At 45.0% G+C, this 11,914-nt stretch carries 10 protein-coding genes; 5 read left to right on the top strand and 5 right to left on the bottom strand.

Going from position 1 to position 11,914, the window contains the following annotated elements:
- Nucleotides 1–164: 164 nt before the first annotated feature.
- Entirely contained in the window at nt 165–1,754 is a 1,590-nt protein-coding gene (locus tag H6F74_RS11825) for a glycoside hydrolase family 57 protein (protein ID WP_190441041.1), read from the bottom strand.
- Nucleotides 1,755–2,063: 309 nt separating this feature from the next.
- Between H6F74_RS11825 and H6F74_RS11820 the strand changes: the two genes are divergently transcribed.
- From H6F74_RS11820 to H6F74_RS11805, 4 genes are all read left to right on the top strand, one after another.
- Nucleotides 2,064–2,780, top strand: coding sequence for a hypothetical protein (locus H6F74_RS11820; RefSeq protein ID WP_190441039.1), 717 nt, complete (start codon nt 2,064–2,066; stop codon nt 2,778–2,780).
- 358 nt (nt 2,781–3,138) lie between these two features.
- Nucleotides 3,139–3,555: an element excision factor XisH family protein gene (locus H6F74_RS11815; protein WP_190441037.1), complete on the top strand. Its 417-nt coding sequence runs from the start codon at nt 3,139–3,141 to the stop codon at nt 3,553–3,555.
- Nucleotides 3,543–3,878, top strand: a complete 336-nt coding sequence (locus H6F74_RS11810; RefSeq protein ID WP_190441035.1) for a XisI protein — start codon at nt 3,543–3,545, stop codon at nt 3,876–3,878. Before H6F74_RS11815 ends, H6F74_RS11810 begins: the two co-directional genes overlap by 13 nt.
- A gap of 80 nt (nt 3,879–3,958) precedes the next feature.
- The gene (locus tag H6F74_RS11805; RefSeq protein WP_190441032.1) at nt 3,959–4,912 is read left to right on the top strand and encodes a hypothetical protein; all 954 of its coding nucleotides are present in this window, start codon (nt 3,959–3,961) and stop codon (nt 4,910–4,912) included.
- An 81-nt stretch (nt 4,913–4,993) separates the two neighbouring features.
- On the opposite strand, the gene H6F74_RS11800 is transcribed toward H6F74_RS11805, so the two are convergent.
- The 4 genes from H6F74_RS11800 to H6F74_RS11785 form a co-directional block, all read right to left on the bottom strand.
- On the bottom strand, nt 4,994–5,614 hold the full coding sequence (locus H6F74_RS11800) for a hypothetical protein (RefSeq protein ID WP_190441029.1): 621 nt from the start codon (nt 5,612–5,614) through the stop codon (nt 4,994–4,996).
- A 418-nt stretch (nt 5,615–6,032) separates the two neighbouring features.
- Entirely contained in the window at nt 6,033–6,896 is an 864-nt protein-coding gene (locus H6F74_RS11795; RefSeq protein ID WP_190441057.1) for an ABC transporter permease, read from the bottom strand.
- A 315-nt stretch (nt 6,897–7,211) separates the two neighbouring features.
- A complete protein-coding gene (locus H6F74_RS11790) occupies nt 7,212–8,429 on the bottom strand; it encodes an extracellular solute-binding protein (protein ID WP_190441026.1) in 1,218 nt (405 codons plus the stop codon).
- A 104-nt stretch (nt 8,430–8,533) separates the two neighbouring features.
- A complete protein-coding gene (locus H6F74_RS11785) occupies nt 8,534–9,676 on the bottom strand; it encodes an ABC transporter ATP-binding protein (RefSeq protein ID WP_190441024.1) in 1,143 nt (380 codons plus the stop codon).
- A 363-nt stretch (nt 9,677–10,039) separates the two neighbouring features.
- On the opposite strand from H6F74_RS11785, the gene mrdA reads away from it, so the two are divergent.
- Nucleotides 10,040–11,824: a penicillin-binding protein 2 gene (gene mrdA, locus H6F74_RS11780; protein WP_190441021.1), complete on the top strand. Its 1,785-nt coding sequence runs from the start codon at nt 10,040–10,042 to the stop codon at nt 11,822–11,824.
- The last annotated feature ends 90 nt before the right edge of the window (nt 11,825–11,914 follow it).

Below are 11,914 nucleotides of genomic sequence, written 5' to 3'. Positions count from 1 at the left end.
GGATGCCGTTTTCCTCTTGGACTACGGGGGTCTGCAATGGTTTTTAATTGATCTATGAGGGTCATGGGTTGATGGTTGAATATGGTTTATCAACCCATCCTCATTTTTCTCTGTTGACATTGAAACCACCCTGCCCGGAATTCGGGGGGTTGGGGGTATCTGTATTACAAGGGACGATAAACTCGATAGTTAATTTCGGGGAAGATGTTGTCAATTTCCTCGACTTTTTCTAACCACCCGCTGTCGATTTTACCGATGTTGATGTCATCGTAGAGCTTGTTGAAGCGCATGAGATGCGATCGCGTTCTTCGCACCGCATACGGTACCATCGTCCCAGTACGCATAATAAACGCCCAGTCAGAAGATTGCGCCAGCAGCAATTCTCGCGCCGCTTGATTCAGCGCTTTCCACTCCAGTTCATCAGCAGGTTCTCGCCGTCCTAACTCAATCATCCGTTCTGCTGCTTTGTGCAAATGCGGATAAATCCAAGCATTAGTCTCATTCAACCAATACTCATGGAAACCTTTGTAACCCCAACTCGACTGAGAAGGACGACAGACTTGCTGCGTCGGGTTGGCGCGTAAATAATCTGCCAAATGCGTCATCTGATACGTACTTTGGTCATACCAAGACTTGCGGAACAGATAATCTATAAACCAGGGGCCTTCATACCACCAGTGGCCAAATAACTCTGCATCGTAGGGCGAGACGATAATTGGCGGACGCTCCATAATGTGGTGCAAGTGTTCAACTTGCCGCTCCCGATTATACGTAAAGTTGGCGGCGTGTTCAGCAGCCTTTTCCCGCGCCCAGTAAGGGTCATAAAGTTGCTTATCGCCCAACCCTAAACCACGCCCGGTAATCTTGTGATATTTGATGCCCGTATTCTTCCGCTGGCCATTGGGCATGATGTAGGGCTTGATGTATTCATATTCTGCTTCCCAGCCCAAATCCTTGTAAAATTCCCGATATTCCGCCGCACCGGGATAGCCTACTTCCGAAGACCAAACCTGCTGGGAAGACTCATGATCTCGACCGAAGGCAGCAACTCCGGTTTCTGTAAAGATGGGGGCGTAGGAGCCAAAGCGGGGGCGAGGACGGGCGTAGAGAATGCCATGCCCATCAGTGAGGAAGTAGCGCAAGCCCGCATCGGCTAACATCCGCTCTAATCCTTCATAGTAGGCGCATTCTGGCAACCAAATCCCTTTGGGAGGACGGCCAAAGGTTTGCTCGTAGTGTTCTACCGCTACCTGAATTTGCGCCCAGACTGCTTGGGGATACATCTTCATCAGCGGCATATACCCGTGAGTTGCGCCGCAGGTGATGATTTCCAAGTTGTTACTATCTAAGAATTGTTTAAACGCCGTCACTAAGTCCCGGTCGTGGCGTTCCCATGTCTGACGAATGGTGTGAAATTCACTCGTGTAGTGTTCCGCGAGGTAGCGGATATGACCGTTATTCTTGTTATGCTCAACTTCTAGTTGAGCTAGTTCTTCCAGTTGGGCTAAGTGTTCGTCGTAGCGCTCTTGTAGCAGAGGATCGCGTAGCATTGACACCAAAGGCGGTGTCATACTCATGGTGATTTTGAAGTCAATGCCGTCCCGCTTTAAGCCCTCAAATACGTGCAGCAGAGGAATATAGGTTTCGGTGATGGCCTCAAACAGCCACTCTTCTTCCAGAACATAGTCACTTTCAGGATGGCGGACGAAGGGCAGGTGAGCGTGGAGGACTAGGGCGAGGTAGCCGATGGGCATAATAACTTTGGGGGTTTGGGATAGATGTGGAATCGAGGCAGAGACGAATTTTAAATTATTTTAAGATTTTACGGCTAAAGGTAATAAGTATAAGGGCGGTTTAGTTTATTAGGGGCTAGAAGCTAAAAGGCATAACGATAAAAGGCAAAATATAAGAGGCAAGAAATAGGTAATGGAAGACTGAGGGCTTGGGGCAAGATATTTCATAGCAACCGTTGCCAGCAATCTGGTGAAACGGGATCTGGAGCATCGTCTAGATCGCTTTTGGCTGTCTATCCTGATAAATAAGGATCAACCAAGTGAGAGCAAATGCCCAAAAATCCTTTGAGTTTATGTTTGTTGACCAGCACCCTTTGGTTTGGTGCTTCGATTGCTACTATTGCCCAAGCGCCTATCCCAGAACCAGCCCAAGAAGCACCTGCTCAAGCGCCTACTCCAGCGCCAGCGTCGTCTAATATAAAATTGACGCTGGAAGATTTGCCTGCTGGCTTCCAAGAATTACCGCCAGAAGTAGCAGCTGCTATTGCCTCAAATTTAGAAGTTCTTAGACAACAGCTGACTCAGGCGAACATCAAGCCGGAGAATTTCTTTGCTTTTGTCAATCAAGAGAACTTCCAAATCGTCTTGGGATTCACGGGAAATATGCCCTCAGAGCCGGATCGGGCAAAATTTGATGCTAGTCTGCAAGAAATGCAGAACCCGGAAGCACAGCAAAAAATGTTGAGCCTACTGCGGGAAAGACTAAAAGGATACCAGGGACTAGAGGTTGTGGAATACAAATCGCTTCCAGAACTGAATAGCCTGGGGAATGCCTCCTCCGGCATGAGCTTGGCTCTTAAGCTGCAACAGCAGCCTGTGCGGATGGATGTAGCGGCTTTTCGCCGCAATCAGGTAGGGGCATTAACAGCGGTGATTTATACAAATGGTAAACAACCATTAGTGCCAGTGGGGGATGTGGTTCGCAAGTTAGACGGGCGAATTTTGCAAGTGTCTCCTGCTGCTAATCTTCCGGGTTCAGTGAGGTAGAAAAAGCGATCGCGCTCAAATTAATTGAGGCTGATGTGCGATGTTAAACTCAATTTATTAATTCTCAAAGGTTGTGGTGGGCTTTTGCCCACCCTACCTAATTAATCTGATGATTGCTTAAATTTAACAACTTGACTTAACTTCGCTATGACCTAATGGAGATTGTCAGGAGTGAAGAAAGGGCGATCGCGTTTTAGTTTGTTTGAGTTATGCGATCGCTCACCTACATCCACTTTGCGTTAGGGAAGCTTACCCAAGGTATCGCGCCTTGAAGTAACAAGATTTAAGCCCTATAAACACTCAATAAACCAAGGTAACTTTAGAATAGGGGACTGTAAGCTCTATCCATAGGTTGCCTATGCCTGCCCTAGACATCTATCACGATGCTGTGAAGAATGCACTCGTCAAAGATGGTTGGACAATTTCTCATGATCCGTTTCATTTGCGATGGGGCAAAAAGGATATGTATGTCGATCTTGGCGCACGGCAACTTTTGGCAGCAGAACGGGAGGAACGCAAAATTGCAGTAGAGATCAAGAGCTTTGTCGGTGCTTCCGAATTGGAAGACCTTAAAAATGCAGTCGGTCAGTTTGTTCTTTACCGGGCTGTAATGCGTCAAACCAATCCAAATTGGATTTTATATCTGGCAGTTCGCGACATAACGTTTAACTCTCTTTTTGAGGAACCAATTGGTCAACTCTTGATTGCTGATGAAAATCTGAACCTAATCGTATTTGAAGCTCAGAAGGAGGTAATTGTGCAATGGATACCTTAGAGAACTATCGAAAGATTATTAAGAGTGTTCTTGAACCCTACACTAAAATTCCATACGCGCATGGAGAACTTACTTGTAAAGCAGTTTTTGATGAAGTAGCTGATAGCTATTTATTGATTACTCTCGGTTGGGATGCGGCAAGGCGTGTTCATGGAGGTCTTGTTCATCTTGATATTATTGAGGGCAAGGTTTGGGTGCAACGAGATGATACAGAAGATGGCGTAACTCAGGAACTGGTTGCTGCGGGAATTCCTAAAGATAAAATAGTTTTGGGGTTTCATCCACCAGATGTGAGGCAGTACACAGGATATGCTGTTGCTTAGCGATCGCGTTTTAGTCTGTTTGAGTTATGCGATCGCTTTCAATGTGTTTATCAAGGATAATTTCTAGCTTCCTTCTACCGATGCGGAAGAAAGATGATTGTAAGAAGAAAGCATATGTAATACACTATAATACAATAGGTTTAATGAAACTACAGCTAGTTATGGATAGTAACCAAGTTAGAGATTTTGCCGAGCGTGTTAAAAATTTTTATTACTACAGAGCTTTGCTTTGTGAGAAATTAATTAACAGTGAGGTAATCATAAGAGGAAATATCCTAGATATGCCTTCTCCAGAGTTTAACCCTTTTCAAAATCTTTCTGTTGAAGCTTACGTGGTAGGCGTTGCCGCTCTCGATGGTTTATCGTCTGTATGGCAGGCACTCAGCACACCAACAACAGAAACAATCCGCAACCAACAAAGATTTGTCTCTTTTTTGCTGAATGTAAAGGCAGAGAAGTATTTAGATCGTGTGAGTACCCCTTTCCTGAATTACTTTTTGAAAATAGATAAAATTGAGGAACCTTTCAGGCAAGAAATTCAAAATAAATGGGTCAACAACAGAAAGCAGAATGAATCCCATAGAGTTTACTGCGATCCTACAATTGATCAACTTAAGGATTTATATATAAACTGCCATAAACACAACACTATTCCTCGCGAACAAATGATCAAGGATATAGATGCTGTACTTACCAAGTTTACATATGCCGCGCTTATATACAAATTATATCGATGTCCATTTGTTCATGAATTCCGCGCCTCTCAATATGCTGCTTGTTTCAACCGAGGACAGCACATCTCTGTTAGAGAGTTTGAATCTGACATATTACCATCTGGAAAAGCGATCCCTCGTGATGAGGTTAAACCTCAGTTAGATGTTGGTATTGGTGTCTTAACAGAAAGTATTAAGAAAGGTGCAGATATTGTCTATGACCTGATAGTAGAAAAACAGTTAACAGATATTCCCTACGGCTCTAGTGATGAGATTGGGATAACAAAAAAAGTTAAGAGGTCGAAGGGCGAGCGCCCTTAGCATATTCATTGCCAAAAATACGCTCACCCTTCGCATAAGATACATTAGATCCACCTTAAGATACCCAAGGTAGTCAATCCCTCAATTCTTTATAGAATGAAGAGCTTTAAATGGTGCTGTTAAAATTCCTAAAATCTGACTTATTTCATTAATAAAATAGTCTCTTTTATCAATCCAGATGGTTTTATCAGTCAACTTAAGAAACTTCCAATCCGTTCCCGTAGTTACGGCTCCATAGATACTTTCGATTGGGTCTGCATTTCGTTGATTAAATAATTGGGCTGCAAACATTTCAGCAATACACTGTCCTAAGCCAGATTTAATACTTTCATTTTTAGCCTCTGTCAAGGTTACAACTGGAGTCCGAATTTCATAGGATTCTTTTGAAGCAGTAAGAATATAATCGCAATATCCGCTCAAACCTGCCTGCAAATCGACATTAAACTCGGAGCCAGAGAAAAACCCGATTTGAAAATTAAGTATTCGCCTAACCTCTAATAAAACCGGGGCAATAATTAACTCCGCACGCGCCTTTTCTGTATTAATTGCAGTTGCTAAAAAGACATTCTCATTTAATGTGGTCTGAAGATAAGAACTTGGCAAAATTTCTGGAGTACCAGTAAATAAATCAATAGATTCTTCTACGGTTAACCCAAAGGCTTCTCTGACTTTAGTTAAGGTTGTAAAATCACTATATGCCATAAGCTAGAACTCTATAAATTAAATTAATTACAATAGGGAAAGTTTATCAGTATAGCGATCGCTGTACTCGTTAAATATAAAAAACACTCTAATTCTTATAGCCATCAGAAATAAGGAAAGAGTAATTAGCTGGAAGGAGCAGCTAGGGCGCGATCGCGCATGGCGAATCTAACGCGGTTTATTTTCTGCTGCTACCGCAAGCGATCGCATACTTTTTACAGTTTATTAGTTAGGGCTTACTAACCAATTACTTATTACCAAACTTAAAAAATTACTATATATGAGCGCACAGATTCCCATTATATAAATATACCAATTAAACCAATAGTTGTCTAGTACCAATGGCGAAAATTTTAGAGTTATTTAATTAAACTAAAGGTGCGTTAAGGGAAATTACTAACGTACCGATAAATTCGCCTTACTTTTGTGATGTAGGATTGCCGTATTTGATGAGAAGCGCGATCGCTATACTCACCGCAAAAATCAACACCATACTCAAAGACGAGCCAAATCCCCAGTTTTGAGTTGCGCCTAAAAACTGGTTATAAATTAAGCGAGATACCGTCATACTAGAAGCACCGCCCAGCAATTCCGGATCTACAAAATCTCCCAAAGTGCTAATAAATACCAGCAAAGAACCAGCGGCAATTCCTGGCATAGTTTGGGGGACAGTTACCTTCCAAAAAGTTTCAATCGGATTCGCGCCTAAATCAGCAGATGCTTCCAACAAACGGCGATCGAGTTTTTCTACAGAAGCGTAGAGAATCAAAACCATGTAGGGCAAAAAGCTGTAACCCATGCCAATAAAAACTGCTGAACTTTGGTTAAGCAACTCCAAAGCAGGTAGCCCTAAAGTAGTTAACACCGTGTTGAGAACACCCGTAGGACGCAAAATCGTAATCCAGGCGTAGGAACGCAGCAGCGATGATGTCCACAAAGGTAAGACAAAGCCCAATAGCAGGAGGTTTCGCCACTTTGGGGGTGCCATTTGACCAATCCAGTAGGCAACGGGGAATCCTAGCAAAAGACAAACTATTGTAGTGCCAAAGGCAAAGAATAGCGATCGCGCTATCACCTGCAAGTAAACTGGCTGAAATACTAAAGCATAATTATCAAGGCCGCTGGGATTAACGACATCCCCTGGTCGAATTCCTGGGACTAAACTCAGCTCAAAAATCACCAAAGTTGGCAGCACCAGCAACAAAGCTAACCAGATACCAGATGGCAAAAGCAACGCCACTGGTTCCAACCAATTTAAGCCTGGGCGTGTTTTGCTGCCCATCAGAACTGGCGATTCCGGAACTCCATCAGATGGAGTGGGATTGGGGATAGAAGAAGGGGAAGTTGGGGTAGACACAATCTGATTTTGGATTTTGGATTGAATAGTGAAATAATATTTTGGATTTTAGATTTTTATAAATTTAAGCATTGCACTGTTAAAACCAAATACTATAGCAATCCTATACTTTTAAAGGAACCGCCGAGGCGCAACCGGAGCAGGAAAGAAATAAGTTCATTAATGAGTTGGGATTGCTATATCAGAAGTACAACGTGCCTGACTAGACTAATAACTCTTTAATCCAAAATATAAAATTGGTTACGCACTTGTTAATCGAGTCCAGTAGGCTTCATAAACTTCGGCAACTTTTCCAATAGGTGCTACACCTTCGCAATTTTCTAGCCGCGATTCTGGGGGAAACAAAATCGGATTATTGCGGACTTCTTCTGGTAAGAGGTCGATAGCAGCTTGATTGGGTGTTGCGAAGCTTAAGCGTTCGCAAATTTGGGCGGCAACATCGGGTTGTAACAAAAAGTTCATCCAGGCATAAGCGCCTTCTGGATTGGGCGCTGTGACGGGAATTACTAACGTATCCGTCCACAGTGAAGAACCACTTTTGGGAATTACATATTCTAAGTTTTTGTTTTCTGGGATGACTTCATTAGCATCTGCCGAAAAACACATGGCTAGGAGCAAATCATTTGTTAAAATTTGAGTTTTCCAAGCATCAGTCGTGAAGGAAGCGATCGCAGGTTTCAGAATTACTAATTTTTCATAGGCCTGTTTAATCTGCTGAGGGTCTGTTGAGTTGTAAGGATATCCCATCATTTTCAAGACAGCACCCATCACTTCCCGAACATCAGAAAGTAACGTCATTCGATTTGAGAGTGTCTGCTTGTTGTCCCAGAGATAGTTCCAATCTTCAGGTGGCTGCTTCAACTTCTGTGTATTGTAAATCAGTCCCGTTGTTCCCCAGCTCAAAGGTATGCTGTAACGGTTTCCTGGGTCATAAATTGGATTCTGGAATCGGGGAACAAGCCGATCTAGACCAACTAAACGCGATCGCTCTAATTCCTTGAGCAAACCCAAATCCACCATCTTCCTCACCGTATAGTCAGATGGGTAAATAATGCTATATTCCCCACCTCCCAACGCCTGAAGTCTGGCTAACATCGCTTCGTTGGAATCAAAGACATCTGCAATGACCTTGATTCCCGTCTCCTTAGTAAAGCGATTTAGCAAATTATCATCTGTGTAACCAGCCCAAGTGTAGATATACAACAACTTGCTGGAACCTTCTGAATTAGCTGGTGCTGAGCGCACTTTGGCAAGCGTCCAGCCGCAACCGGACAAGCCTAGTCCGAGGCTAGCAGCAGCCGAGGTCTGTAAAAATTTCCGTCGTGTTATACCATTTTGAATTTGGATTTTGAAGCGATTTTTGGGGAGATTAATTCTTCCCAAATCGCGTAATTTCGGATTCTGGATTTTAAAAGCCTTGGCAATCACTCGCTTTAAAGATCCATGTGTCGAAAACATTTTCCAAAAAGGTTTTAGTTGCCTTGGAAATTTTGGTAGAGCAGTTGGAGGCACAGGAGTTAATAGCAAAAAGGAACAATAAAGAAACGGGAATGAAGCAATTTTTAATTTTTAATTACTGCATTCATTGCCAAACAATCTGTAGTAGACCAGTGGGCATAAACAGGAGTGTTGAGGGCAACTTCGGCTCCTACTGTGTTCGGTTGCCTTACCGTCAAGCAATCGCCTGACAATAATTCCACCACATAATGAACGTGAGTTCCCATGTACATCATGTGCTTCAGCCGCCCTTCAAAGCAATTGCCCAGACTAGCTGGAGGATACAGACTTAGCTGAATCTTCTCTGGACGCACGCTTACCACAACCTCCTGATGCGTACCACTGGTATTCCAAGGCTCAGGAGGCTGCACTACAATCTTCTGTCCACTGTTAGTCACAATATTGATGGTCGAATAATCAGACGCTTCGATGCGCCCCTCAAACAGATTTGTATCGCCAATGAAATCTGCCACAAACGGTGTCCGGGGACACTCGTAAATTTCGCTAGGGCTGCCAATTTGCTCAACCTTACCCCCGCGCATCACAGCAATCCGGTCAGAAAGGCTCAACGCCTCCTCTTGGTCGTGCGTCACCATTACAAAAGTTAAGCCCAAGTCTTGATGTAAATTGGACAACTCCACCTGCATTTGTTTACGCAGCTTCAAATCGAGTGCGCCCAAAGGTTCATCCAGCAAAATCACCGCCGGACGATTCACCAACGCCCGCGCTAAAGCTACTCGTTGCTGCTGTCCGCCAGACATTTGTCCTGGGTAACGGTTAGCGTAGGATTCCATTTTTACTAGCTTGAGAGCTTCTTGAACGCGGTCGGCAATTTCTGCTTTTGACAGCTTTTTAATCCGCAACCCAAAGGCGATATTTTCCCAAACATTCAAATGGCTAAACAGGGCATAGCTTTGAAAAACAGTGTTCACCGGACGACGGTAGGGCGGTACGTGATTCATTGACTGTCCCTGAATCAGCACCTCTCCCGCCGAGGGAGTCTCAAACCCAGCCATTAAGCGCAAGGTTGTAGTTTTTCCACAGCCAGAGGGGCCGAGAATACTAAAAAATTCTCCCCGGTGGATGTCTAAGTCAACTCCACGAACTGCTGTTTCTCCATTGAATACCTTAAAAACCTTGCGGAGTTCGACATCCAGTTCATCTGTAGTCTCCGGAGAGCGTTGTTCTTTGACAGAAGTTTGAGACATAGTAATGTTTCCCAGCAGCGAGGTTCCACAGAGTTTGCAGTTTTGTGAAGGCTTTGATTAGGGATGCTCAATTGAAAATAGAGCTATGACTTTGGTTTATTTTAGCTGTCGCGCCATGCCGATCAGCTATTAGATTCAAATTTTGCTATTCTGCTCACCGGGTAGTGGGGATTAGGGAGGGGAGGAGGGGATTGAGTGTGAGTGAAAAAAATTCTCCCTTGTCGCCTTTTGCCCGCCTGCGCCGTCTCGTTTAGTAAGGCGTGGCGATAAACTATGTAGAGGCGATCGCTACTGGAAACTACTCCAAACTACAATAATTCATTCGTTTCCCTTTTAAAGTTAATAAACTGACATCTTGCTGCTATGACCTTAATCCAGCCTTCCTCAATTGGGCGTCAATCAACCACCCGTTCTGTGGGCAGACAATTTCAGTCTGTCATTATTATGCTGTTCGTTACCACGCTCTTAGCGGGTGGAATTGGCTCTCGTTTGGTGTATTTGCAGATGGTTGAGGGCGATCGCAATCGCGCCCTGGCAGAAAACAACCGGATTCGTCTGATTCCCAAACAGCCAGCACGGGGAACGATTTTCGACCGCAAGGGTAGAATCTTGGCAAGTAGCCGACTGTCTCACTCAGTTTTTCTGTGGCCTATTGCCCAAAAAGAGAAACCGTGGACTGAGAGCCGCAAGAGGCTCTCCGAGCTTTTAAATATTCCTGAGAGCGAAATTCAAAAGCAGGTGGAAAAAGCAGGCTATAACTCTACCTCACTGCTACGGATTGCCCGCGACATCAATCCGGCACAAATCACAGCCCTAGAAGAGTACAGAAGCACACTACAGGGGGTAGAGGTGGATATTGAAGGGGTACGGAACTACCCCAACAAGGAAGTAGCCGCTCACATCTTAGGCTACACGGGTGAAATGAACGATGAAGAACTGCAAGGGCGCAGAGATGAAGGCTATCGCCTGGGTGATGTGATTGGTCAGATGGGCGTGGAGGCGGCTTTTGAGAAAGAGCTGCGAGGAGAATGGGGCGGCCAGCAGGTTGAGGTGGATGGTGCGGGTCATGTACAGCGGATTTTGGGGCAGAAAAAAGCCAAAGCTGGGAAGGATGTGCAGTTAACGCTGGATCTGGATGTTCAGAAGGCAGCTGAGAAGGCGCTAGGCGATCGCAAAGGCGCGATCGTAGCAATGGACCCGAACAATGGTGCTATCTTGGCGATGGTCAGCCGCCCAGCCTTCGACCCCAATGTTTTCTCTAAGCGGATCACGCCTGAGACGTGGAAGAAAGTGCAAAGTAGGGGCAACCCCTTCGTTAACCGCGCTTTACGAGTCTTTCCCCCAGCAAGTACCTTCAAGATTGTCACGGCTACTGCTGCTATCGAATCGGGCAAGTATTCTCCAAATACAGTATTGGCAACCTATCCTTACCTAACCGTTGGCGGGATTCGGTTTGGTGAATGGAACCATGCCGGATTTGGCCCATTGGGATTTGTCGGCGCACTTGCCATGAGTAGCGATACCTTCTTTTACCAGATTGGCAAAGGTATAGGCGGCCCAACCTTGATTGACTGGACTCGGCAGTATGGCTTTGGTGAAAAAACCGGGATTGAGTTAGGGACAGAAGAATTACCGGGACTGGTTGCGGATGATACCTGGAAGCAGAAGCGATTAAAGCAGGAATGGACAATTGGAGACACGGTGAATATGTCTATCGGTCAGGGGTTCTTGCAAACGACACCGCTACAAGTTGCTGTGATGTTTGCCGTTCCTGCTAATGGTGGTTATCGGGTTAAGCCTCACGTCCTCAAGGATAATGAAGAGTCCAAAAATTGGCGAAAATCTTTGAACATGAAACCCGAAACGCTGCGGGTACTACGTCAAGGACTGCGGCAGGTGGTAACTAGCGGCACTGGTAAAGGAGTGAATGTGCCAGAACTTCCCCCAATTGCGGGTAAGAGTGGTACAGCAGAGGCTCCACCGGGATTGTCTCATGCTTGGTTTGGTGCCTATGGGCCTGCGGACAAGCCGACTATTTTGGTTGTTGCCTTTGCAGAACACTCTGGCGGCGGCGGCGGCAAGGTGGCAGCCCCGATGGTACGACAAGTTTTAGAGGCTTATTTCAAGGTGAAGAAGCCAAAGAAGTAGGGATTGGGGATTGGGGATTGGGGATTGGGGATTGGGAATTGGGGATTGGAAGGACTCTTACCCAGCCCCTAACTCGTAGCCCCCAGCCCC

The organism is Trichocoleus sp. FACHB-90 (assembly GCF_014695505.1).
GTDB classification, from domain to species: Bacteria; Cyanobacteriota; Cyanobacteriia; order Cyanobacteriales; family FACHB-T130; genus Funiculus; species Funiculus sociatus.
This window is presented reverse-complemented; position numbering and strand designations above follow the sequence as displayed.